The 24,640-nt window shown below is 40.8% G+C and carries 27 protein-coding genes and 1 riboswitch; of the genes, 20 read left to right on the forward strand and 7 right to left on the reverse strand.

Annotated features, from left to right (window positions below; all coding sequences use genetic code 11):
- The first annotated feature begins 102 nt into the window (after window positions 1-102).
- The 7 genes from MKY18_RS05645 (at window position 103) to spxA (ending at window position 5,679) form a co-directional block, all read left to right on the forward strand.
- Window positions 103-1,047, forward strand: coding sequence for an ABC transporter permease (locus MKY18_RS05645; protein WP_044139932.1), 945 nt, complete (start codon window positions 103-105; stop codon window positions 1,045-1,047).
- A gap of 3 nt (window positions 1,048-1,050) precedes the next feature.
- Window positions 1,051-1,968, forward strand: coding sequence for an ABC transporter permease (locus tag MKY18_RS05650; RefSeq protein ID WP_003211545.1), 918 nt, complete (start codon window positions 1,051-1,053; stop codon window positions 1,966-1,968).
- A gap of 3 nt (window positions 1,969-1,971) precedes the next feature.
- Entirely contained in the window at window positions 1,972-3,060 is a 1,089-nt protein-coding gene (locus MKY18_RS05655; RefSeq protein ID WP_095117782.1) for an ABC transporter ATP-binding protein, read from the forward strand.
- Between the two features lies 1 nt (window position 3,061).
- Window positions 3,062-3,982 carry an ATP-binding cassette domain-containing protein gene (locus MKY18_RS05660; RefSeq protein WP_044139933.1) on the forward strand — a complete coding sequence of 307 codons (921 nt, stop codon included), beginning with the start codon at window positions 3,062-3,064 and terminating at the stop codon, window positions 3,980-3,982.
- A gap of 105 nt (window positions 3,983-4,087) precedes the next feature.
- Complete coding sequence (locus tag MKY18_RS05665) at window positions 4,088-4,375, forward strand: hypothetical protein (RefSeq protein ID WP_341027504.1); 288 nt, start codon at window positions 4,088-4,090, stop codon at window positions 4,373-4,375.
- Window positions 4,376-4,511: 136 nt separating this feature from the next.
- Window positions 4,512-5,090 carry a GNAT family N-acetyltransferase gene (locus MKY18_RS05670; protein ID WP_065098855.1) on the forward strand — a complete coding sequence of 193 codons (579 nt, stop codon included), beginning with the start codon at window positions 4,512-4,514 and terminating at the stop codon, window positions 5,088-5,090.
- Between the two features lie 193 nt (window positions 5,091-5,283).
- Window positions 5,284-5,679, forward strand: coding sequence for a transcriptional regulator SpxA (spxA, locus tag MKY18_RS05675; protein WP_003211421.1), 396 nt, complete (start codon window positions 5,284-5,286; stop codon window positions 5,677-5,679).
- Window positions 5,680-5,719: 40 nt separating this feature from the next.
- On the opposite strand, the gene MKY18_RS05680 is transcribed toward spxA, so the two are convergent.
- Complete coding sequence (locus MKY18_RS05680) at window positions 5,720-6,385, reverse strand: TerC family protein (protein WP_044139636.1); 666 nt, start codon at window positions 6,383-6,385, stop codon at window positions 5,720-5,722.
- Window positions 6,386-6,647: 262 nt separating this feature from the next.
- Here MKY18_RS05680 and mecA point away from each other — a divergent pair, with 262 nt between their 5' ends.
- The 4 genes from mecA to pepF all read left to right on the forward strand — a co-directional run bounded on the left by mecA (window position 6,648) and on the right by pepF (window position 12,283).
- Window positions 6,648-7,313: an adaptor protein MecA gene (mecA, locus tag MKY18_RS05685; RefSeq protein WP_012009573.1), complete on the forward strand. Its 666-nt coding sequence runs from the start codon at window positions 6,648-6,650 to the stop codon at window positions 7,311-7,313.
- An 85-nt stretch (window positions 7,314-7,398) separates the two neighbouring features.
- Window positions 7,399-8,919: a cardiolipin synthase gene (gene cls, locus MKY18_RS05690; protein ID WP_003212118.1), complete on the forward strand. Its 1,521-nt coding sequence runs from the start codon at window positions 7,399-7,401 to the stop codon at window positions 8,917-8,919.
- A gap of 162 nt (window positions 8,920-9,081) precedes the next feature.
- Window positions 9,082-10,242, forward strand: a complete 1,161-nt coding sequence (locus tag MKY18_RS05695) for a competence protein CoiA family protein (RefSeq protein WP_283924321.1) — start codon at window positions 9,082-9,084, stop codon at window positions 10,240-10,242.
- A gap of 214 nt (window positions 10,243-10,456) precedes the next feature.
- Window positions 10,457-12,283, forward strand: a complete 1,827-nt coding sequence (pepF, locus tag MKY18_RS05700; protein WP_282959899.1) for an oligoendopeptidase F — start codon at window positions 10,457-10,459, stop codon at window positions 12,281-12,283.
- Between the two features lie 258 nt (window positions 12,284-12,541).
- Here pepF and MKY18_RS05705 read toward each other — a convergent pair whose 3' ends face one another.
- The 5 genes from MKY18_RS05705 to MKY18_RS05725 all read right to left on the reverse strand — a co-directional run bounded on the left by MKY18_RS05705 (window position 12,542) and on the right by MKY18_RS05725 (window position 15,961).
- Window positions 12,542-12,715: a hypothetical protein gene (locus MKY18_RS05705; RefSeq protein WP_044139629.1), complete on the reverse strand. Its 174-nt coding sequence runs from the start codon at window positions 12,713-12,715 to the stop codon at window positions 12,542-12,544.
- Window positions 12,716-13,011: 296 nt separating this feature from the next.
- The gene (locus tag MKY18_RS05710; protein ID WP_044139627.1) at window positions 13,012-13,923 is read right to left on the reverse strand and encodes a ClpXP adapter SpxH family protein; all 912 of its coding nucleotides are present in this window, start codon (window positions 13,921-13,923) and stop codon (window positions 13,012-13,014) included.
- A complete protein-coding gene (locus tag MKY18_RS05715) occupies window positions 13,920-14,318 on the reverse strand; it encodes a thiol management oxidoreductase (protein WP_008355333.1) in 399 nt (132 codons plus the stop codon). The genes MKY18_RS05710 and MKY18_RS05715 overlap by 4 nt, the downstream gene beginning before the upstream one ends.
- 274 nt (window positions 14,319-14,592) lie before the next feature.
- The gene (locus tag MKY18_RS05720) at window positions 14,593-15,360 is read right to left on the reverse strand and encodes a lytic transglycosylase domain-containing protein (RefSeq protein ID WP_003212377.1); all 768 of its coding nucleotides are present in this window, start codon (window positions 15,358-15,360) and stop codon (window positions 14,593-14,595) included.
- Window positions 15,361-15,385: 25 nt separating this feature from the next.
- Window positions 15,386-15,961: a CYTH domain-containing protein gene (locus MKY18_RS05725; RefSeq protein WP_044139624.1), complete on the reverse strand. Its 576-nt coding sequence runs from the start codon at window positions 15,959-15,961 to the stop codon at window positions 15,386-15,388.
- Window positions 15,962-16,197: 236 nt separating this feature from the next.
- Here MKY18_RS05725 and MKY18_RS05730 point away from each other — a divergent pair, with 236 nt between their 5' ends.
- The 4 genes from MKY18_RS05730 (at window position 16,198) to MKY18_RS05745 (ending at window position 19,003) form a co-directional block, all read left to right on the forward strand.
- Entirely contained in the window at window positions 16,198-16,563 is a 366-nt protein-coding gene (locus MKY18_RS05730; RefSeq protein WP_044139623.1) for a hypothetical protein, read from the forward strand.
- A gap of 33 nt (window positions 16,564-16,596) precedes the next feature.
- Window positions 16,597-17,226 carry a GTP pyrophosphokinase family protein gene (locus tag MKY18_RS05735; protein WP_044139621.1) on the forward strand — a complete coding sequence of 210 codons (630 nt, stop codon included), beginning with the start codon at window positions 16,597-16,599 and terminating at the stop codon, window positions 17,224-17,226.
- 65 nt (window positions 17,227-17,291) lie between these two features.
- Window positions 17,292-18,092 carry an NAD kinase gene (locus tag MKY18_RS05740; RefSeq protein ID WP_003211364.1) on the forward strand — a complete coding sequence of 267 codons (801 nt, stop codon included), beginning with the start codon at window positions 17,292-17,294 and terminating at the stop codon, window positions 18,090-18,092.
- 44 nt (window positions 18,093-18,136) lie between these two features.
- On the forward strand, window positions 18,137-19,003 hold the full coding sequence (locus tag MKY18_RS05745; RefSeq protein ID WP_044139620.1) for an RluA family pseudouridine synthase: 867 nt from the start codon (window positions 18,137-18,139) through the stop codon (window positions 19,001-19,003).
- Window positions 19,004-19,045: 42 nt separating this feature from the next.
- On the opposite strand, the gene prpE is transcribed toward MKY18_RS05745, so the two are convergent.
- The gene (gene prpE / locus MKY18_RS05750) at window positions 19,046-19,789 is read right to left on the reverse strand and encodes a bis(5'-nucleosyl)-tetraphosphatase PrpE (protein ID WP_113768423.1); all 744 of its coding nucleotides are present in this window, start codon (window positions 19,787-19,789) and stop codon (window positions 19,046-19,048) included.
- 162 nt (window positions 19,790-19,951) lie between these two features.
- Here prpE and MKY18_RS05755 point away from each other — a divergent pair, with 162 nt between their 5' ends.
- The 5 genes from MKY18_RS05755 (at window position 19,952) to thiS (ending at window position 24,639) form a co-directional block, all read left to right on the forward strand.
- Entirely contained in the window at window positions 19,952-21,793 is a 1,842-nt protein-coding gene (locus tag MKY18_RS05755; RefSeq protein ID WP_113768424.1) for a monovalent cation:proton antiporter family protein, read from the forward strand.
- A 59-nt stretch (window positions 21,794-21,852) separates the two neighbouring features.
- Window positions 21,853-21,962, forward strand: a riboswitch (TPP riboswitch).
- 78 nt (window positions 21,963-22,040) lie between these two features.
- On the forward strand, window positions 22,041-22,751 hold the full coding sequence (gene tenA / locus MKY18_RS05760; protein ID WP_044139617.1) for a thiaminase II: 711 nt from the start codon (window positions 22,041-22,043) through the stop codon (window positions 22,749-22,751).
- Window positions 22,726-23,343, forward strand: coding sequence for a thiazole tautomerase TenI (tenI, locus tag MKY18_RS05765; RefSeq protein WP_044139616.1), 618 nt, complete (start codon window positions 22,726-22,728; stop codon window positions 23,341-23,343). Before tenA ends, tenI begins: the two co-directional genes overlap by 26 nt.
- Window positions 23,327-24,439, forward strand: coding sequence for a glycine oxidase ThiO (thiO, locus tag MKY18_RS05770; RefSeq protein ID WP_185107545.1), 1,113 nt, complete (start codon window positions 23,327-23,329; stop codon window positions 24,437-24,439). The genes tenI and thiO overlap by 17 nt, the downstream gene beginning before the upstream one ends.
- Window positions 24,436-24,639, forward strand: a complete 204-nt coding sequence (thiS, locus tag MKY18_RS05775) for a sulfur carrier protein ThiS (protein ID WP_044139614.1) — start codon at window positions 24,436-24,438, stop codon at window positions 24,637-24,639. The genes thiO and thiS overlap by 4 nt, the downstream gene beginning before the upstream one ends.
- The last annotated feature ends 1 nt before the right edge of the window (window position 24,640 follow it).

A 24,640-nucleotide genomic window follows, 5' to 3' on the forward strand; every position in this document is an offset into this window, starting at 1 on the left:
GAGATCTACGGCAAGGATCTTAAGGTATATGGAGGATGTCTCTCCATATACCTTTCTTGCTGATTAGAGAAAATGTTGTAAAATCATGGAGGTGCAATTCCGTTGCTTAAATATATCGGTAAGCGATTAATATATATTTTAATCACACTGTTTGTTATTGTAACTGCAACTTTCTTTCTCATGCAGGCAGCACCGGGTGGTCCATTCTCTGGTGAGAAGAAACTTCCTGCTGAAATTGAAGCAAACCTAAACGAGCACTACGGGTTGGACAAGCCCTTATTTGTTCAATATGTAAGCTACTTAGGTTCAGTTGCAAAATTAGATTTTGGTCCCTCATTTAAATATAAAGGACAAACTGTAAATGACTTAATCAGTTCTGGATTCCCCGTTTCCTTTACCCTCGGAATTGAGGCAATTCTCCTCGCATTAGCATTTGGTGTATTGTTTGGGGTCCTTGCAGCGCTCTATCATAACAAGTGGCAAGACTATACGATTGCCATTTTAACGATCTTTGGAATTTCAGTTCCAAGTTTCATTTTAGCTGCGCTACTACAATATGTATTTGCATCTGAGGCAAGCGTTATAGCGATTTTCCCAGTTGCAGGATGGGAGTCTTGGGCCAGCACCGTACTACCTTCTATTGCACTTTCCTTCATGCCTATGGCATTTATCGCTAGACTTGCACGGTCAAGTATGCTTGAAGTGCTAAACAGTGACTACATTAGAACGGCTAGAGCGAAAGGATTAACGAAATCAGCTGTGACGATCAAACACGCGATTCGAAACGCATTGTTACCTGTCATTACTTACATGGGACCAATGGCTGCTTCAGTTTTAACAGGTAGTTTTGTCGTGGAGAAGATTTTCGGTATTCCTGGATTAGGCTCTCACTTTGTCACAAGTATTACAAACCGTGATTACACCGTCATCATGGGTGTCACAGTCTTCTACAGTATTATTCTATTAATCAGTATTCTAGTCGTTGACGTCCTTTACGGTATTATCGATCCTAGAATTAAACTGACGAAGGCGAAGAAAGGGGTCTAACACATGGAAGAGATGAGAAAAGATTTATTTGTTCCTGCGACAGCTGACGCAGCAGAATCCGAAAAAATTTCTAAACCTAGTCTATCTTTATGGAAGGATGCTATGCTTCGCTTCCGTGCAAATAAACTTGCGATGGTAGGACTTACAATTATTTTTATTGTTGTGATGCTGGCGATCTTCGTTCCGGTGTTTTCTAAATATGATTACTCTACGACAGATTTGCTTAATGCAGATCAGCCGCCTTCAAAAGAGCACTGGTTTGGTACGGATGATTTAGGCCGAGACATGTTTGTTCGTACATGGGTTGGGGCAAGAATTTCGATCTTTATCGGTCTTGCAGCAGCTGTTCTTGATGTGATCATCGGTATTATCTGGGGAAGTATTGCTGCATTCAAAGGCGGACGTACGGACGAAGTGATGATGCGTATCGCAGACGTTTTATGGGCAATCCCAACACTATTAATGGTTATTTTAATGATGGTTGTTCTGCCAAAAGGCTTATTAACGATTATCCTAGCCATGACAGTCGTAGGCTGGATAAACATGGCACGTATCGTTCGGGGACAGGTTTTACAATTGAAGAGTCAAGAGTACGTTCTTGCCGCACAAACATTAGGTGCGAAAACATCTAGACTTTTATTTAAACACTTGATTCCAAACTCAATGGGACCAATTCTTGTGACCATGACATTAACCATTCCTTCTGCTATTTTCACAGAGGCATTCTTAAGCTATCTAGGGCTTGGTGTACCTCAGCCATTAGCGAGCTGGGGAACAATGGCGTCTGACGGAATTCCAGCCATGACGTACTACCCGTGGAGATTATGGTTCCCAGCCGCATTTATCTGTATTACAATGTTTGGTTTTAACGTGGTTGGAGACGGACTAAGAGACGCTTTAGATCCGAAGTTGCGTAAATAAGGAGTGATTAGGATGGAACGTGAACGTATTCTAGAGGTGAAAGACCTTGCAATCTCATTTAAAACATATGGTGGAGAGGTTCAAGCCATTCGTGGTGTGAACTTCCACTTAAATAAAGGCGAGACACTTGCTATTGTAGGTGAATCTGGCTCTGGTAAAAGTGTGACATCACAGGCCATCATGAGATTAATTCCGATGCCGCCGGGTTATTTCAAGCGCGGACAGATCCTGTTTGATGGGCAAGATATTGTCAAGAAAACTGAAAAACAAATGCAAAACATTCGAGGAAAAGACATCTCAATGATCTTCCAAGATCCGATGACTTCCTTGAACCCAACGATGAAGGTCGGGAAACAAATTACAGAAGTGCTGTTCAAGCACGAACAAATTTCAAAAGAAGCGGCTGAAAAAAGAGCCATTGAATTACTTGAGCTTGTTGGAATTGCAATGCCTGAAAAAAGAATCAAACAATACCCACACGAATTTAGTGGCGGGATGAGACAAAGGGTTGTTATTGCGATGGCACTTGCAGCAGATCCAAAGCTATTGATTGCCGATGAGCCGACAACAGCTCTAGATGTAACAATTCAGGCGCAAATTTTAGAATTAATGAAAGAAATTCAGCAAAAGGTTGAAACGTCAATTATCTTTATTACGCATGATCTAGGTGTTGTCGCCAACGTCGCTGATCGTGTAGCTGTTATGTATGCAGGTCAAATTGTGGAGACAGGAACTGTTGATGAAATTTTCTACAATCCACAACATCCGTATACGTGGGGACTATTGGCATCAATGCCAAGCCTAGACACAGATGGCGGAGCTGAAGGAAAGCTGACTGCAATCCCAGGAACACCGCCAGATCTGACAAACCCGCCGAAAGGAGATGCATTTGCACTCCGAAGCGATTATGCAATGAAAATTGACTTTGAACAAGAACCGCCAATGTTCAAAGTATCAGATACGCATTATGTGAAATCATGGCTACTTCATCCAAATGCACCTAAAGTTGAACCGCCTGCTGCTGTAAAGGCGAGAATGCGTGAACTAGAAGGTAGCTACGAAAAACCTGTATTAGTAAAAGAGGGTGAATAGCATGGCAGAAAAATTGTTAGAAATCAAAAATTTAAAGCAGCATTTCCATACAGCAAGAGGAACGGTGAAAGCAGTTGACGGCGTTTCATTTGATATTTACAAAGGTGAAACACTAGGTCTTGTAGGTGAGTCTGGATGTGGTAAATCGACTACGGGCCGATCTATCATTAGACTTTATGATGCGACAGATGGCGAGGTTCTTTATAAAGGGGAAAATGTACACGGGAAGAAATCAAGACAAAAAATGCTTGAGTTCAACCGTCAAATGCAGATGATCTTCCAAGATCCATATGCCTCACTGAACCCTAGAATGACAGTGCTTGATATCATTGCAGAGGGCATTGACATTCATGGCCTTGCGAAATCAAAGCAAGCGCGTAAAGAGCGTGTGTACCAGTTGCTTGAAACCGTTGGCTTGAACAAAGGGCATGCAAACAGATATCCGCATGAATTCTCTGGTGGTCAAAGGCAGCGTATCGGAATTGCCCGTGCATTAGCAGTTGAGCCAGATTTCATCATTGCCGATGAACCAATCTCTGCATTAGATGTGTCGATTCAAGCGCAGGTCGTTAACTTAATGAAAGAACTGCAAGAAGAAAAAGGCTTAACGTATTTATTCATTGCCCATGACCTGTCCATGGTAAAATACATCAGCGATCGTATTGGCGTGATGTATTTCGGGAAATTGGTAGAGCTGGCACCAGCGAATGAATTATACGAAAACCCGCTTCATCCATATACAAAATCATTACTATCTGCGATTCCGCTTCCAGATCCAGATTATGAGCGTAACCGCAAGCGAATCAAGTATGATCCTTCCGTTCACAAAGGAACAAACACTGATTTCCGTGAAGTGAAGCCAGGTCACTTTGTGAGCTGCACAGAGGAAGAATTCAAAGAGCTTCAGGCAAAACAATCATAAGAAGGAAGAAGCACTGCTATGTCAGTGCTTCTTTTTTTATTTTACAAAAAAACAAGATGATGGTAATTTCTAGTTAACAACAAGCGGGTTCTAGGAGGAAATCAAATGTCGATATGGAAGACGTTTCGCTATTCATTCTTTCACTTTCTCATTGTATTCATGCTTTTTTCAACGTCTTTTTTGAGAAAGCCAAATGGAGGGCAGTGGATGCTCATATTTATGGTGCTCATTGGCATCTTGTCTTTTTCCGTGGAATATATGCTTCACCGGAAAACAAGCAATCAGAAAGAGGAAGCAAGGCGCATGAAGTATCTTTATTTCATCATGTTCCAAACTGGGATGACACTCATCCTGTTTGTCTGTTTTCAATTACTCATGAATCGTTCGATATAAAACTTTTTTCTGTTGTTTGAAAAAAAGTGAAACTAGAGGAGACTTTGCTGCGTCTTACTAGTACAGGCGTTTAAATAGCAGGAAATCGGGAATATATAAGGAAGTGGTTCTTCACTATATCATAAGGAGCGGATCCATGAATTGGTATGAAAAGCTCAGTGAATACTTCCCGATAGAAGAAATGAAGTCAAAAGAGCATATGGAAGCTTTATTAAAGGAAAGAAGTGAAATTTATCATAAGGAAGAAGGGCCTCATCATGTGATGATGTACGCCGAATTTGATTCTTTCATCTTTATTGATTATTTATTTGTTTCCAGAGATGCAAGAGGTGAAGGCCTCGGATCAAAGCTCATTCATAAGCTGAAGGAAAAAAAGAAACCGATCTTGCTTGAGGTCGAGCCTGTAGATGAAGATGATGCAGATACTGCAAAACGCCTAAAGTTTTACCAAAGAGAGCACTTCAAGCATGCCGAATCAATCGGTTATAAACGCAGGTCACTTGCAACAAATGAAGTGAACCGCATGGAAATCCTTTATTGGTCGCCTCTTACAGATAATGAGGAAGAAATGATGGAGGCTATGAGGAAGACCTATGAACGAATCCATACGTATAAAGATGAAGAATGGTATGGGCAGTCGTATGAGGATGTTGATGATGTGTTGAAGGTCATTGAAAATAGAAAACAAAAAAATATTTTCGATCATCTCGACTAAATGAGAATGTTCAGACATCAAGCAACACCACAAAATGAATGAAATTGTCTAGTTTTTGTCACAAAAATTGCAAGAATATCTGTTCACACTTACTTTTTTATAGTATAATCACTATAAAGATTACTTATTTAGAACAATTTTAATTTAAGAATACAGATCAATATTCATTCTACAAATTGAGGAGTGAAGATTTATGGTAACATTATACACATCACCAAGCTGTACATCATGTAGAAAAGCAAGAGCGTGGTTAGAAGAGCACAATATTCCGTATCAAGAGAGAAACATCTTTTCAGAGCCTCTTTCAATCGATGAAATTAAAGAAATTCTTCGAATGACTGAAGACGGTACAGATGAAATTATCTCAACACGTTCAAAAGTATTTCAAAAGCTAAATGTGAATGTTGAGACAATGCCTCTTCAACAATTGTATAAACTGATCAATGAGCATCCAGGTCTTTTAAGACGTCCAATTATCTTGGATGAAAAAAGACTACAAGTTGGCTACAATGAAGATGAAATTAGACGTTTCCTTCCAAGAACGGTTCGTACATTCCAACTAAGAGAAGCTCAGCGACTTGCTAACTAATAGAAAAAACGAAAAGCTGCCGATCATTTGGCAGCTTTTTTTATTTGTTTTCAGCCGTTTGTTCGTAAAACAGGCTGGCTAAAATGACCATTACGACTGTTAAAAACGGAAGCATCAATTCAAGAGTCGCATGCTGAGCCATAAATTCATTCAATTTCACATCATGAACAATCATTTCACCGCCAGTAAAAGCCAAAAGAGCACTTCCTCCGTATAATAGATACGGAAATTTGGTGAAAGCGGCATGAATCAGCTTACTTCCCCAAATAATAATCGGTACTGAAATCATAAGGCCAAAAGCGGTCAGCAGCATGTTGCCTTTTGCCGCTCCTGCAACTGCAATCACATTATCAAGTGACATAAAGAGGTCGGCAATCACAATGGTCTGAACCGCACGCCAAAGGGAGCCGCTGCTTTTAATGCGAATCGATTCTTTCTTTTGTTCAATTAACAAATTGTATCCTATATAAAGGAGAAAAAGTCCGCCGATAAATTGCAAATAAGGGATGGTCAATAAATAAACTGCGGCACCTGTCATTGTTATTCTCATCAGCACTGCCAAAAGTGTGCCGATCCATATGGCTTTATTGCGTTTGTCATTTGACAAGCTGCGGCTAGCCATCGCAATGATCAACGCATTATCTCCGCCTAAAATCAGATCGATGCCAATAATCATCAGTAAGGATATGATCCACTCTGTTTCCATCCATTTCACCTCATGTCTAATAGAGCTCGTACAACCAATATATGAAGACAATTCAAATATATGTTTCTGTAAGTTTTCTCTGCAAAAAATGCGTTTTTATTTCTTTTATTCATGTTTTATCATAAAATAGACAGTACAAAGCAATACCTCAATTCTTTAAAAGGTTAACATGTAGACGGAACGGGTAAAGTGTAGTAAAGTACTATTAATTGGGAGCTTGTATGTCCCTTCAACATCTTATATAGAAGGGAAGGTTGGCAAAATGGAAATTGAAAGAATTAATGAACATACAGTGAAATTTTATATTTCCTACGGTGATATTGAAGACCGCGGATTTGACCGTGAAGAGATTTGGTATAATCGTGAACGCAGTGAAGAGCTGTTTTGGGAAGTAATGGACGAAGTGCACGAAGAAGAAGAATTTGCAGTTGAGGGACCGCTTTGGATTCAAGTGCAGGCACTTGACAAAGGTCTTGAAATTGTCGTGACGAAAGCCCAACTTTCTAAAGATGGACAAAAGCTCGAATTGCCGATTCCAGAAGATAAAAAAGATCAAACAGATGAAGAAAGTCTAGACGCACTGCTTGATGATTTTCAAAAAGAAGAGCAGGATCAAGAAGACCATAATGAGAAGGACAAAAAACTTCAACTTCAATTTGTGTTGAAAATGGATGACTTTGAAGATTTGATTGCACTTTCTCAATTAAATATGCAGGATTTTACCACAAGTTTATATTCGTTTGAAAACCGTTATTATCTATATGTTGACTTCCACGAGGATTTGTCAGATGAGCAAGTGGAGAATAAGCTCAGCATTTTGCTTGAATATGCTCATGAATCAGTGGTCAGCATTTACAGACTGAAAGAATATGGTCAGCTGATTATCGAAGGTAATGCCCTTGAAACGATTCAACAGCACTTCTCGTAACCAACAAAAGTCGATTTCTATAGAGGAATCGGCTTTTTTATCTGAATGAATAGGTAAATAAAGAGATCGGCAAGGAGAAAATGAAATGAGAAATTTAGTCAAAGTTCTATTTTTTCTTATCATTACGATAGGTGCTTATTTAGTCATTCAATTAATTGCCGGTGATTTAGCGGTAAGTGTATTAAGTTCTGTCAGTGTTCTATTCACTTTATCGATTATCTTCATCGGGTTTGTCATATTCTTGGAGAACCGGAATCCATCTCAAACGATAACGTGGCTTGTCCTGCTTGGCAGCTTTCCGTTATTCGGCTTTTTGTTCTATATTTTCTTTGGACGCAATATCAAAAAGCGCCGGTTGTTTGAAAAGAAAGCCATCCTGGACGAACAGTTAATCCAGGAAGATGAACATATTCATAGAGAAGCGATTGAGAAAATGACGCATATGGGTGATCATCAGCAGCTCTTATTTAAGCTGGCCCACAGACTTGGACATACCCCTATTACGTATCGCACGTCCTCTAAAGTCCTGACGAATGGAGAAGAAACATTCTCTCATATTTTTGAAGAAATCAAAAAGGCGACACATCACATTCATTTAGAATATTATATTCTCCGCCACGATGACCTTGGACAAGAATTAAAAGATATTCTCATTGATAAAGCGAAAAATGGCGTGATTGTCCGCTTTTTATATGACGATGTAGGGAGTTTAAAGCTCTCTCGTCAATATATTGCTGACCTCGAAAAGGCTGGCGTTCAGATCGTTCCATTTTTACCCGTGAGGCTGCCTCTGTTAAATAATAAAATCAATTTCCGAAATCACCGAAAAATTGTCGTGATTGATGGAGAAGTTGGATTTGTTGGCGGGCTGAACATTGGAGACGAATATATGGGTAGAAGTAGACAATATGGATTTTGGCGTGACACCCATTTGATGATTAAGGGTGAAGCTGTTCGTGACCTGCAGCAGATTTTCATGCAGGATTGGTACTATATGACGAATGAAAGATGCGCAGGTGTGGACTACTTTAAAGATTTCAGCCACCTTGAAAGCACAACACAAGGCGTACAAATGATCGCTGGCGGACCTGATAAACAGTGGGAGGTCATTAAAAATCTCTTTTTCTCCATGATTATCTCTGCCAAAAAGTCTATTTGGATCGCTTCACCATATTTTGTGCCAGATGATGATATTTTGTCTGCACTGAAAATTGCTGCATTAAGCGGAGTAGACGTACGGATTATTGCACCGAAGAATCCAGATAAACGGATCGTCTTCCATGCGTCCCGTTCATACTTCCCGGAGCTTTTAGAAGCAGGGGCAAAGGTGTATGAATATGATCAAGGCTTTATGCATAGTAAATTTATCATTGTGGATAGTGAGCTGGCTTCGATAGGAACGGCCAACATGGATATGAGAAGCTTTCATTTGAATTTTGAAGTGAATGCCTTCCTCTATAAAACGAAAAGCACTGAGAAGCTCGTGAACGACTTCTTAGGTGATTTAGAGCAGTCGCACGAGATTGTCCCAGAAGAATTTGCAAAGAGACCGTTAAGGGTAAGACTCTTTGAATCAACAGCAAGATTATTATCGCCATTACTATAAAGATTGTATTTTCCCCCTTTTTTATGAGGGGGTTTTTTCATTTTCCTCAGGAAAACAACAGTAAAATCTTGTTTTCACACAATAAAAGTTCATTTTACCTAGTCGCTCTCTTATAGATGAAAAAGCTATAATACGGTCAACAAAGACTAAGGGGCGAACTGAATGAATACAGCGATCATGGATAATGGAAAACTTATTCGAATTACTCATCACTTATCTAAAAACAGGTTGGAGCATGTCAGGACGACGTGCAAATTTTACTGCCCTGAATGCAGGGAAGAAGTGCAATTAAAGCTTGGTGAACAACGTGTTTATCATTTTGCACATAAACAGCTGACAACATGTCCACTAGCCTCAGGCGAAACGGCATATCATCAGGCGGGGAAAGAAGCCATTATGAATTGGCTTCTGCGGCTTGGACATAAACCGGTGCTTGAAAAGTATGTGTCAAAGATTCATCAGCGTCCTGACGTGGCTGTCTCTATTGGAGGAACAAGCTATGCAATCGAATATCAATGCTCAAATATTTCACGGCAAGAGCTCCGTAAAAGGACAGCAGGACTCCGCGAAGCAGGGCTCTTCCCTATATGGGTTATAGGAGCAAATCGTTTAAAGCGAAAATCTGCCCAGCTCTTTTCCTTCTCCTCCATTCATTGGGAAATGTTAAGGGAATCACAGAAAGGAAGTCTGATTTTTTATTGTCCGCTCCAGAACCGATTCATCCATCTTGCTCAACTCCTTGTATTTCAACCAACGAAAATATGTGCTGCCATGACTGTCAGACCGCCAACAGCATACCGCAAACTTTCGGATATTCTATCGCCGCCCTCAAGCAAGCGTCAAGTCTACAAACAATGGCTAAAATGTATACAGCAATTTAGGCAGCATCCTCCTCGCATTTTATCAAATGAAAGCAAACGGTTGAGAGACGTTTTTTATGAGCATCATCAAACAGCTTTTCCTTTTCTGCCAACTGAATTATTTATCCCGCTGAAAGAAGCGTATATCTTCACAAGTCCCGTTTACGTCTGGCAGGGGTGTCTGTATGATTGGATAATGAGGAAAAAGGGAAACAGGCCAGTAACGATTCAACTGCTGATGAAAGAAATCAAGCGGTGTGTCCAGATGAAAGAAGTAAAGCTCCGATATGGCGATATTTCAATAGAAGAAATAAAAGAGGTCATCACTGCATATGTTCATGCGCTTGTTAGACAAGGGTTTTTACACATGACAAAAGAGGGTAATTATGAAGTAGCGTCAAATCAAATGCCAATACAAACAGTAGATGAAGCGTTCAAACGAGATACTTTCTTATTTCATTAGCATGTTTCATGCCCACTTTGATCATGATAAGAAAAAGGTGGTGCTGCGATTGAATAGAAAGAAACGCTTTTTTCTCATTTTTTTAGTCTGTTTGGTATTTATTTCTGCATATGATTTGACAAATATAGTTCAAAACAAAGAAGATAAATACAACACCAATTTCTTTCACTTTCCGAAAGGTTGGTTCAACACAACTTATGCAAGGGGGATTCATATGACTTCACAAAGCAAAAACAACCATTTACCAGACAGAAGCGAAGTAAAAGAAGAAAACAAATGGCGACTTGAAGATATTTTTGAAAGCGTCGATGCATGGAACAAGGAATTCGAAGCGGTCAAAAAAGAAATTCCTAAGCTCGCTCAATTTAAAGGCAAGCTCGCCCATTCTGCTGATGTACTGTATGAAGCCCTAACCTTTCAGGATCAGCTTTCTGAAAAGCTTGGCAAGCTTTATACATATGCGCACATGAAATACGATGAGGATACAACTAACTCATCATTTCAAGCGCTGAATGATAAAGCATCGAATTTATTTACACAACTCTCTAGTACTTCTGCTTATATTGTTCCAGAGATTTTATCGATTCAAGAAGATAAATTGCAGCAGTTTATTCTGGAAAAAGAAGAATTAAAACTGTATTCCCATGCTCTTGAAGAAATTAATAAAGAACGTCCACATATTTTAAGTGAGGAGCAAGAGGCCTTATTAGCTGAGGCATCTGAACCTCTCTCAACTTCATCTACTACTTTTAGTATGTTTAACAATGCTGATATTTCGTTCCCTTCTGTAAAGGATGAAAATGGGGAAGAAAAGAAAATTACCCACGGCAACTTTATCACATTTTTAAACAGTGATGACCGTGAAGTGAGAAAGAATGCCTTTAAAGCTGTGTATAAAACGTATGATCAGTATAAAAACACGCTTGCTTCGACACTGAGCGGTTCGATTAAAAAGGATAATTTTTATGCAAAAGTACGAAATTATAAATCGGCAAGAGAATCAGCACTATCTCGAAACAGTATTCCAGAAGAAGTATATGACAATCTAATTGATACAGTTCATCAATATTTACCGTTATTACACCGTTATATTGAATTGCGTAAAAAGGTGTTAAAGCTTGATGAAGTGCACAATTATGACTTGTATACACCACTTGTAAAAGATGCTGGCATGAAGCTAACCTACGATGAAGCAAAGGATTATATGCTAAAAGGGTTAGCGCCATTAGGAGAAGAATATGTGTCCGTGTTAAAAGAGGGACTCAATAATCGCTGGGTAGACGTTTATGAGAATAAAGGGAAACGTAGCGGTGCGTATTCATCTGGAAGCTATGGCACAAATCCTTATATCCTCATGAACTGGCAAAATAATATTGATAATTTATTTACACTGGCTCATGAATTTGGGCACTCTGTTCATAGCTACTATACAAGAAAGCACCAGCCATATCCGTATGGAAACTATAGCATCTTTGTAGCTGAAGTAGCTTCCACGACAAATGAAGCGTTACTAGGCGAATACCTGCTGAATCATCTGGATGATAAAAAACAGCGTTTGTATGTGTTAAATCACTTGCTAGAAGGATTTAGAGGAACGGTATTCAGACAGACGATGTTTGCTGAGTTTGAGCATCTGATTCATGTGAAAGCACAAGAAGGAGAGGCTTTAACGCCAGAATTCATGACGAACCTTTATTACGACCTGAACAAGAAGTATTTTGGAGACGGCATGGTTGTGGATAAAGAAATCGGATTAGAATGGACGAGAATCCCTCACTTCTATTACAACTATTATGTCTATCAATATGCAACAGGCTATAGTGCTGCACAGGCATTAAGCAAGCAAATCTTAGAAGAAGGAAAACCTGCGGTGGAGCGCTACACAGACTTCCTTAAAGCAGGCAGCTCTGATTATCCAATCAATGTGCTGAAAAAAGCGGGTGTTGATATGGCTTCCAAAGAACCAATCGAAGCAGCATGTCAATTGTTCGAAGAAAAATTAAAAGAAATGGAAGAACTCATCTCCACAACGGGTGAGTAATGAAAAGACTTCTGTCAGACGTGTGAGTGCATACTCATCTTTTGACAGGAGTTTTTTTCACAAAAAAGACCTCTTCGCATGAAGAGGCCGCAGATTTTAGCCCTTTGTCTTCTTTTCAGCGTGATAGAAAACCTTTGCAGTCAAGGAAGGACGAGTACTGGCGCGGAGCCGTGAGCACCAGCACGCAGGACTGACAACGAATGCGAGGGTTTGTCTACATGCTGAGACCTCTTCGCATGAAGAGGCCGATCCTTAACATCAACCTTTAAATCCCTTAAAGGTCTTCCGGTGGTTCATTCGATAAAGTGTAAAAAGTATTGCAGCAAATAAGAGTGGCGATGTGAGATAAAGAGGAAGCATTTTCATTAAGCCTAATATGTTTAAAAAGAAACATAAGCCAATGGAAACAAGTCCAATGGTTGTGCTGCGCATGCAGATCCCTCCATTTTTTCGTTACTTTCACTATATGAAAGTGACAACCCTCTTATGTTTTGTGACAAAAATATGAACATATAGTATATCTGTTGTCATAAGTCGACAAAATTTGATATACTACAGATGTGAAATTAATCACATACAAACATTACCCCTTTGTTTGACCGTGAAAAATTTCTCCCATCCCCTTTGTTGTCGTTAAGACATAGTGAAACCGCGCTTATCCCGGCGCGGTTTCTTCGTGGTTTAAAAAAGAACAAATGTTCCCTTTTGAGGTAAAGAAAAAACATGGGTCAGCACCCATGTTCATTCTCACAGCGATAGACATCAAGATCTGAATGATGATCATCTTCTTTATAGCGCCAAAACATTTCTTGATGCACTTGTACACGTTCGACTTTTTTAGCGAAAGCTAGCTTTTTCATTTCTCGTTCAACTTCTTCAAGTGTCAGGTCATAAACAACCGCAATCTCTTTGGCAGATGCAAATTGAAAGTAAGCAATAAACCATTCAATTGGAGGCCGTTCTGAAGGTGTTGGTTTTTCACCAATCATTTCAAAAAGGATTTCCTCGTATATATCATAAGAGTACGCACCTGAAATTTTTAATCCTTCATCTCCGTTTACTGTATTAAAAAAGGCAAAGGTCGGAAGCTCAGACACGTCCATTTCAGCGGCAATTTTCATATCACATTTTAGTGCTTTGACAGCACTTTGAGAATGAATATCGCGCTGGAATTCCTCGATGTCTAGTCCAGCGCTTTTTGCATTTTCTAGCAGTACATGTTCACTTGTAACATCTTGCTGATGGCAAAAAAGTGATTCTTGAATGAGACGTAGAAATTTCATTCCGCATTTTCTGCCTTGAAGTTCAGCCGCTTTTAATGCAAGCGAGGCGAGATAAGGTGAAGTCACAATTTGTTCAGACAGCATTTGTTCTTTTTTTGTCTGAGTTTTGGTCGCAAATTTCCCCCACGCTTCGGTCAGTAAATGCTTTTTTCGTTTTCGATTCAATGCATTAATACTAGAGCTTGTCACCGTTCGCAAAGTGAAAAAACGGCCGTACTTCATTTTCAATTTTTTAATGGATGGCTCTAATAACCAGCAGTCTGGACTTAGAGGGTCAATGAATACATAAATTTCAATCGGCTTTTGAGGATGTCCGTGACAGTGTGAGAAATATTGATCGTGCGTATTGCAGCTCAAGATCGTCCATCCTTTTCAGGTGTTTGGTTGACCATATGACGAGCCGTTAAAGAAAGCCGCTCAAATAAAAAGTCACGAATATCGCCGGTTAATCCTACTTGATCCATTGCATCCTCCATGCATTCAAGCCATGCGTCAGCCCGCTCCTCAGTAATCGGAAAAGGGAGATGTCTCGCCCGTAGCATGGGGTGGCCATGCTCCTCTGTATAAAGCGGGGGTCCGCCTAAATATTGCGTTAAAAACTGTTTTTGTTTTCTTGCTGTTTCTTTTAAGTCATCCGGGAAAATAGGATGAAGCAAAGGATGACACTTTACATTTTCATAAAAAGTATCAACAAGTTGCGATAGAAGTTCCTCTCCAACCGCTTCGTAAGGTGCGTTAAACGATTGTACCATGTTGACTACTCCTTTTACTCGTAGTTAATAGGATGAAGCGCCCTATTGTGAATTCATTTATTTCAAAAGTGATTTTCAGTTTGTTCTATTTTAATGTTTCTATTCTTGTACTTATTTTAACAACCTCATCTCAATTCCACAAACAAACCGCTTTGGTCTATTGGAAATAAGGGGAGAGGCGGGTTCCGTGATCAATTGACCATATCATAACACATTCAGTCAAAAAAGGGTGAAAAGCGACATACAAAAAACCGAAGAGGTTATTCTCTTCGGTTTAAGCGAAATATTGTGCTGTAATTTTCTTTACATAATTTTGTGTTTCTTTAAATGGTGGAATGCCGCCGTATTTATCAACATTTCCTGAGCCTGCATTATAAGCAGCTAAGGCGAGTGAGACATTTCCATTATATTTCTGAAGCATTTGTTTGATATACTTCGTGCCGCCTTCGATGTTCTGGGCCGCATCAAAGGCATTATTCACGCCAAGTGATTTAGCTGTAGATGGCATAAGCTGCATAAGGCCAAGCGCGCCTGCATGGCTGACCGCATTCGTACGATAGCCGGATTCTTGCTTGATGACCGCATGAATCAGCTTTTCTGGAACACCATGTTTTTGAGCCATTTGTGACACAATTTGATTAATTTCTTTTGATGATGAGCCGCTTGAAACAGCCTTTTGAAGCGGCGGCGTGTAGCTGTTGTTTAAGACATTTCCAATACCATTCGCTGTATTCAATTGAGCGTCATTCGCATATGAAGGTTGAGCTTGAAGCTGCTCACCGCCAGCGATAGCAGATAAGTATGGGTTTGTACGCGCGTATTGCGTGTTCGGAGCCGTTGATGGGTCCGTTCCCATAAATGCAGAAATTGAAAGCGGCAGACGTGATAATTCTGATCCGCCTAAAAAATCTTGCAGCAGCGACTGAAAGGAAGCTTGAGCATTCGATTCTTGGCCGCCCGGCATTTGCGTTTGTCCAGGGTCTGATTGTAATGTTTTAAGCGCTTGGAGCTGCATAAAGGATTGAAGTTGATTGACGTTCATCATGTTCCTCCTTCAAGGAATTCATCTATTTCTGTGTTTTCATTTTCTCTTCATAAAAACGTACGACTTTGTTTTTCGTGTTTCGTACAGGGATTTGGAATTTTTGGAGCAATGCGGAGAATGCGGCTTGTCCGATTTCCAGGTCGCTCACTTCAAATTCAAGTTCATAGTCCTCTACTGTTAAATATCGGCTGTGATCCAAAACAATTAAGCCTTCTTTGATCATTTTTTCAGCTCTTGACGTTTCAAGTGAACCAAAATACACAATTTGATCCTTTTGAATGTTCAGATGGTCTAGCCTATCAGCCACTTCACCTTTTGGTAGCTGAAAATCGTCAAGGCTTGAAGGAGGAGCGATTGTTTGGTGGGTTTCGAGCAAGCCTATTTCGTGTGGTTCCTTTAACGTGAGAACCCACTGGCCGTTTTTTTCTCTCATTCTTAATGCAGCGAATTGAGATTTTATATCAAATTGAGGTGTATCAAAGTAATGGTTGGTTTGCGTGTGAAAATCCGAATCCTTCAATTGAAAATGTTGTTTCAACTGTTCAAATTCTTCTTTCATTAACAATTGCTTTAGTTCTATTTCAATTTCCTGTGCCATTTTGACATCAACCTTTCATTTAGAGGAAATATGATTATTGTACATGAAGTATGTTCATCATGTAAAAGACTGTTTTTATCTATTATTTCTCTTTCCACATGTGCCAAAATCAATGGATAATTACGTGAAAGGATCATTTATAAGAAGAAAATAGGATTTTCTCAATAAGTTCGGTTTATCAATATTGAACTTGATATGATAAAATAAAGCTGTACTTTGTTGTAAAGGAGATCATGATGCAAAACCGAATTGAAATCGCAGAAGCAACTTTAAAAGAAGACAGGCTGATTTTGACGACCAAGTCAGAAGAGCAAATCCAAAAAGCAAAAGCATCAGGACAAATGCTTGTTGATTCTGATCACTTTGCGTTCGTTTACATACTTGAAAACGAGCAGTCCTTTTCATATCTTATCTTAGGGGAACATACATGGGCTCCATTAAAAGAAGCAATGAATCTTGACATCCCTGTCTATTTGACAGCGGGAGGACATTCGTTAGAACTCATTCAGCTTCATCAAGAATTACATTATTTAATCGACAATATTAAAGACAATGCCAATTACGGAGATATGGAAGAGAAAGTGAAGAGCACATTCCTCTGAAATAATTAGGTATATGGAATTGGGGGAAGTTTCATGGACAAAAAACAATGGGATCAATTCCTCGCACCGTATAAACAAGCAGTCGAAGAATTAAAAGTGAAACTAAAAGGCATTCGAAAGCTATATGAATTCGAGGATGACCATTCACCAGTAGAATTTGTTACAGGCCGAGTGAAACCTGTTGCCAGCATATTAGAAAAGGCAAAGCGTAAAAACATCCCAATGCATGAAATCGAAACGATGCAGGATATTGCTGGGCTTCGCATTATGTGCCAGTTTGTAGAAGACATACAAGTCGTGAAAAAAATGCTCCAGTCACGAAAAGACTTTGTGGTTGTTGATAAACGCGACTATATTGCAGAGCATAAAGAAAGCGGATACCGTTCGTACCACCTTGTTGTGTTATATCCGATGCAAACGATCAACGGAGAGAAGCAGCTCCTCGTCGAAATCCAAATACGTACACTTGCGATGAACTTTTGGGCGACCATTGAGCATTCTTTGAATTATAAATATAGCGGGAATATCCCGGAAAAAGTCAAGCTGCGCCTTCAAAGAGCTTCTGAGGCAGCATCTCTTCTTGATGATGAGATGTCTGAAATTAGAGGGGAAATTCAAGAAGCACAAGTGGCATTTTCCCGGAAAAAGAAAAACGATAGCTGAGCCTGTGCTTGATCAAATATGATGCTGCCCTCTCATAGCAGCAAGGTGGAAAAGGAGAAGAATTCATGAAATTTGCAGTTTCTTCGAAAGGGAATTCTGTATCTGACACACTCAAAAGTAAAATTCAGACCTACTTATTGGATTTCGGGATGGAACTCAATGAAGAGGAACCAGATCTTGTCATTACGGTTGGTGGAGACGGCACCCTTCTTTATGCGTTTCACCGTTATAGCGACCGTCTGAATGAAACAGCTTTTGTCGGTGTTCATACAGGTCATCTTGGTTTTTATGCTGACTGGGTGCCAAGTGAAATTGAAAAACTCGTCTTAGCTATTGCGAAAACCCCTTATCACATTGTGGAATATCCGATCTTAGAAGTCATTGTCAGATACAACGACGGTGGCAGAGAAGAGAAATATTTAGCCATGAATGAATGTACGATTAAAAGTATGGAAGGGACACTTGTGGCAGATGTTGAAATTAGGGGTCAGCTGTTTGAAACATTCAGAGGTGACGGTCTTTGTCTGTCTACACCGTCTGGCAGTACAGCCTATAATAAAGCACTTGGGGGCGCCATTATTCATCCTTCCATTAGAGCCATTCAACTGGCAGAAATGGCTTCAATCAATAACAGAGTGTTTAGAACGGTCGGTTCGCCGCTTATTTTACCAGACCACCATACTTGTGTCATAAAACCGAGGAATGATGTCGATTTTCAGGTAACCATTGATCATTTGACGCTGCTTCATAAGGATGTCAAATCCATTCAATGCCGGGTAGCAGACGAGAATGTCCGCTTTGCCCGATTTAGACCATTTCCGTTTTGGAAAAGGGTGCAAGATTCCTTTATCGGAAAAGGAGAATAAGAAAGAGGTCGTTCTCGCTGGAATACTTTACACTAAACAAAACCATGACAGCCAAAGAAGAAGGGTTGCTTTTAAAGGATTATTTAATAGATATTGGCATTTCGAAAAGAATGCTGACGGATATTAAATTTGATGGCGGTGATCTTCTCATTAATGGAGAGCATGTGACTGTGAGATACAAGCTGCATAACGGAGACAGGCTCACCATTTTATTCCCACAGGAAAAAGTGAGTGAAGGGCTAAAGCCTGCTTCGATTCCGCTTGATATTTTATTTGAGGACGAGCATGTCCTTGTGCTAAATAAAAAGCCATATATCCCGTCCATTCCTTCTAGGGAGCACCCAGAGCACAGTATTGCAAATGGGTTGCTGCACCATTATGCAGAGCAGTCTGTTCGGCTGACAGTTCATTTAGTGAATCGTCTTGATCGTGATACATCTGGCGTCATGCTTGTGGCCAAGCATCGTTTTGCCCACAGCCTTTTATCAAAAGCGCAGAAAAGTGGAGCGGTCAAACGAACATACAGAGCGTTTACACATGGCATGATCAAAGAAAAGCATGGAACCATTCGTGCAAAAATTGCCCGAAAAGGAGATAGTATCATTGAGCGAATGGTCGATGATACTGGACAGGAAGCTGTGACGCATTTTACAGTGCGAGCGGTGGACGCTGAGTTGAACATGTCAGATGTGACGCTAGCACTTGAAACGGGGAGAACCCATCAAATTCGTGTTCATATGCAGTATCTTGGTTACCCACTCATCGGAGATACGTTATATGGCGGAACGAGTGAGCGGATGAACCGGCAGGCACTGCATAGTGAGACTCTTGTCTTTCCTCATCCGATGACTGGAGAGGTAATGACATTTTCGGCTCCGCTTCCTGAAGACATGAAATCATTGCTGCTTTAAATAGAGAAACCCGGCTACCTGCAAGCGCAGGGCCGGGTTTTTTTATGATGTGAAATGCTGAAACCTTGAATCGTCATAAGGCATAGAGGAAGGAACAGAAACCGTTTCAAGCTCAGGATATTTGAGGGCAGACAGCCGGTGGCCAAATACGCAGCCTGTATCAATGTTGACAGTTCTGCCAACAAATCGTGGTTCTTTCACTGGTGTATGTCCGTAGACAATCCATGGTTTTCCGCGATATTCCTTTGCCCAATCCTTCCGCACAGGTCGTCCATCCGGCCACGTCTCTCCTGTGACTGCGCCAAATAATAGATAGGATCGCATCTGTTTGTTCGGCTTTCTACCAATGTCCTTTTCCTTCATCGCTGCGTGAGCAATCATCAGTTCATCAGGAATAAGTACATCGTAAAGCGGAGCCTTCTCAAATAGCTGTTTAAATTCATGTGACAATTTGGTTTGTTCATGAAGGGGCAGCTTTTTTATTTCGTTCACTGTGGTTTCGATGCCATGAAGTAATTTCACCGGATTTCCTTTTAAATAACGATAAAGCTTAAAGCAATGGTTGCCAGGTACGTAGCGGATCGCGCCGTGTGAGTAGGCATGAATGACAAATCGCATCACATCTACTGACTGAGGTCCTCGATCTGTTAAATCACCGACAAGGGCTAGCGTTCTCTTATCAGGATGGACGGGTAATCCATGTTTGAGTTCGTATCCTAGTTTGTGTATGAGGGTAAGCAGCTCTTCGTAGCAGCCGTGGATATCACCAATGATATCAAATTCCATAAGATTTCCTCCTGATTTTTCTCATCCATTCATCGGGGCTAAAGAAGTTTGAATTTTAGAACATATAACGAATGGCTTTCTTTTCGTTTAGGCAATTGTTAGAATCAATGCTTTAACGTAAACCTTAGAAGATTAAACATCAATGTTAGGAGGCTTTAGCCAATGGAGCATACATCTGTTTCATCACTCGTTGTCGTTATTATTGTCGCCTTTTTCACCCCACTTTTATTGCACCGATTTAAGCTGACCATTCCGGTCGTTGTTGCTGAAATCATCATGGGGCTCATCATTGGAAAAAGCGGTCTTCAGCTGGTTGTTGAACATGATGCATGGTTAGATACGTTATCCATGCTCGGTTTTATTTTTCTGATGTTTTTAAGTGGACTTGAAATAGATTTTTCTTCTTTCGAGTCAAAGAAGAAAGCACGAGAACTACCAAATGGTCTAAAAGAACCGAATACGTTTAAAGCAGCCACTATTGTTTTTCTTGGCGTATTTAGTATTTCTTTTATTCTGTCCTATGCGTTTGTCCTTGCAGGGTTTATCCAAAATGCCTTTTTAATGACGCTCATTATATCGACGATCTCATTAGGGGTAGTGGTTCCCACCTTAAAAGAGGAAAAGTTGATGCAGACGAATATCGGTCAAATCATCTTGCTTGTCGCTGTCATTGCTGATTTGGTGACGATGATTTTACTTGCTGTATTTTCTTCCATTTATGGCGATGGTACAGGGAATATGTGGCTTCTGCTCTTATTATTTGCTGCGGGCATCCTTCTTTATTTATTTGGCCGCGTATTTAAGACAAAGTCAATTTTTCAGTCCATGTCAAAAGGGACCGTGCAAATTGGGACAAGGGCGATCTTTACTCTCATTATAGTCTTAGTTGCCTTATCTGAATCACTCGGTGCTGAAAATATTCTTGGAGCGTTTTTAGCAGGCGTACTTGTGTCCCTTCTTTCGCCGAATAAAGAGCTTGTCCAGCAACTGGATTCATTTGGCTACGGGTTTTTGATCCCCATCTTCTTTGTGATGGTCGGCGTGGATTTGAATATATGGGCACTGTTCAAGGACCCAACCATTATGATCATGATCCCGCTGCTATTTATTGCATTACTGATTAGTAAGCTCATCCCGATTCTTTATTTGAAAAAATGGTATGACATGAAAAAAGTGATCGGTTCTGGCTTTTTATTAACATCGACATTATCACTCGTCATTGCAGCTGCGACGATCGGGGAGCGGCTCGGAGTCATTGATCATAAAATGTCCGGCGCGCTGATTTTAGTTGCGATACTCACGAGTATATTAACGCCTGTCTGGTTTAAAGCGCTGTTTAAAAAAGAGCAAGCTGCGAGCCATAAAAAACGTGTGACCTTTATTGGTGCAAATCAGCTGACCTTACCTGTCACACTCGATTTACATCAGGATGAATATGATATTCGAATTTTGCATGTCTTTCAAGAAAATAAAGAAGCGATGCTTGCTGACTCCATCTTTGAAGTCGAATCGATTGAAGAGTACGACGATGAGACGCTGCGAAAGGCAGGCGTCGGCCAGGAGGATGTCCTCGTCGTCGCAACAGGCAGTGAGACGAAAAATAAGAAAATTGCTTTATTTGCAAAGGAAGAAGGAGCGAAACAAGTCATTGCGAGTGTGAGCAAAGCTGAGGCAGAGCTGACATTGAAGGAAGCGGGCATTGATACGTTTTCTAATTTCCTATCATCTAAAACGGTGCTAAGAGCCTTGATTGAAGCACCGGATGCGATTCGATTATTAACAAATGAGGATACTTCCTTGTATCAAATTCAAATGAATAATCATCGCTATCACAATGTCATGCTGAGGGAATTTCCGTTTACCGGCGATTTGGTCTTTGTCCGTATTTTCAGAGGGGTAGACAGTTTAGTCCCACATGGAGATACGACGCTTAGAAGCGGTGACCGTGTGCTTGTGTCGGGCTCTCGTGAGTATGTAGCAGGACTTAGAGCCCAATTAGAGTGAGAATGAACCCTTGACCAATGAACAATTCCTGATTAAGATAGAAGTACAACATCATATATTTGATCCACTAGGGGAGTCCTTTAAAAGGGCTGAGATAAAAGTATCGACTTTTAGACCCTCATTACCTGAACAGGTTCATACCTGCGTAGGGAAGTGGTGCGGTTTTTGACTATGTTTTTGACAAATTCCAAGCCACTTTCCACGCGGAAAGTGGCTTTTTTATATGGAAAAACAGGAGGAGAGGAACATGACGTTTTCAATTGAATGTAAAGAAGCAGCAGCAACATGGTGGAATGGAAGCTTTACACACCCCTTTGTGAAAGGGATTGGAGATGGCACACTGTCACTCGATCGTTTCACGTATTATGTGATGCAGGATTCATATTATTTAACTCATTTTGCAAAGGTGCAAGCATATGGAGCGGCGATTAGTGAGGACTTACATACGACGGGCAGAATGGCGTATCATGCGCAGGGAACGTATGAAGCGGAGCTGTCGCTGCATAGAAAGTTTACAGAGCTTTTAGAGATTTCAGATGAAGCCATCGAAAACTTTAAGCCTTCTCCCACTGCTTACGCGTATACCTCACATATGTACCGGTCTGTGAAAAGTGGACGATTCGAAGAGATTTTAGCTGCGTTATTGCCGTGCTACTGGCTTTATTATGAGGTGGGTGAAAAGCTGAAACAAACCACACCTGACCATCCGATTTATCAAGAATGGATTTTGACATATGGAGGGGATTGGTTTAAGGAACTCGTCTTTGAACAGGTCAACCGCTTTGATGAACTAGCCGAAAAAGCACCAGAACATGTACGGACCAATATGAAAGAAAATTTTGTGATTTCTAGCTATTATGAATACCATTTCTGGGAGATGGCGTATCAAAAAGAATTGTGGCAAACAGCATGTTTAGATGGGGTTGGTGCAAATGGAACTCCACGCAGTGACAAATGATTCGCTTCCTGCGGGTGAGCTGATCAAACAAATAAAAAACATTGCACCTGAAGTGGATTTTATTCATATCCGGGAACGGTCTAAAACAGCAAGTGAGCTTGTTGATCTCGTGAAAGGTCTCCTTTTAGAAGGTGTACCGAAAGAGAAGCTCATCATCAACGACAGAGTAGACGTTGCGCTGCTCACCAATATTCACCGGGTACATCTCCCGGGCCATAGCTTTTCGCCAAAAGAGCTGCGGAAAAAATTCCCTCATCTTCATGCGGGCGTCTCTGTTCATTCGATAGAAGAAGGGAAAGCAGCTGAGAAAAATGGAGCAGAGTATGTCATATTTGGGCACGTATATGACACCACTTGTAAACCAGGACTTCAGGCAAGAGGCGTACAGCTTGTGAAAGAACTGACATCTCTACTATCTATTCCAGTCGTGGCGATCGGTGGTGTGACACCTGACCGCATTCCAGAATTGAGACACGCGAATGTGAAAGGGATTGCTGTCATGTCTGGAATTTTTACTCATCATCAGCCGCGCAAGATGGCACAAGCATTTTCTAAACAAGTAAAGGAGCATCCTTATGAAGAAGCATTATGATGTGGCAATCATTGGTGGTGGAATCATAGGGATGTCCATTGCCTATCACCTTGCAAAAGCAGGAAAGCAGGTCGTCTTACTTGAGGCGAATGAGGTAGGGAAGCAAACAACAAGTGCGGCTGCTGGGATGCTCGGTGCACATGCTGAAGGAGAGGGTCATGAGGATATTTTTTTTCAAGTAGGCAGAGCAAGCCAGGCATTGTACGAAAAGTTAAAAGTCGATCTACAGCATGAATCTGGCATTGATATTCGAACATCAGCGGGCGGTATCATGAAGGTAGCCTTTTCAGAAGAGGAGAAACAAGCACTTTGCCGGATGCAGCATTTGTCTACATTTGAGTGGCTTGACGCAAACAGCGTAAAAAAATGCATGCCTCAAATAGCAGAGAACATTTTAGGAGCAGGTTTGATTAAAGAGGATGTTCATGTCGAACCTTATGCGGTATGCCGGGCATTTTGGCAGGCGGCGGTCAGGTACGGGGCAGAAGTGAAAGAGTGTACACCCGTGATCGAAGTGAAGCGGGAGAAAGAAGCGTTAGCGATTAGAACAACGAAGGGAACATTCACATGTGATGATCTCACTGTAGCAAGTGGTGTATGGTCTGGCCGTTTTTTTGAAGAGCTTGGATTATCTCATTCTCTTTATCCAGTAAAAGGGGAATGTGTGTCTGTATGGAATCATGGTCCAGCACTCCAACACACCATTTATCATGATCATTGTTACATCGTTCAACGAGATAGCGGCAAACTGGTCATTGGCGCAACGATGAAGCCAAACGAGTGGCAAACTGTTCCGACGCTGGGCGGCATCGAAGCTGTCATTCAAAAGGCGTCACAGCTGATGCCTTCGATCAAGGAGATGCCGATTGATCAGTGCTGGGCTGGCCTTCGTCCGGCGACAAGCGACCGGCATCCCTACATTGGTAGACATCCAGAAGATCAGCGTATTCTTTTTGCTGCAGGGCATTACAGAAATGGCATTTTACTTGCCCCGATTACTGGAGAAATCATTCGCGACCTGATATTAGGTGAGCCGGTCAAAACGGAATGGCTTCACGCATTTCGTATTGGCCGAAAGGAGGCACTGTTTGTATGAAAATTCAATTGAATGGCAGAATCGTTGATTTCGAACAAGAGAATGGAACGATCTATGACCTGCTATCAGACTATCAGCTTGAAAATCGAGTAGTGATTGTGGAAAAGAACCAAGAAATTATTGATAAAGAAGCGTTTCAACAAGTGAAAATTGAACCTAATGACACGATCGAAATCGTTCACTTTGTAGGAGGAGGATGAC

The organism is Bacillus sp. FSL R7-0672 (assembly GCF_038601465.1).
Classification (GTDB): domain Bacteria; phylum Bacillota; class Bacilli; order Bacillales; family Bacillaceae; genus Bacillus; species Bacillus pumilus.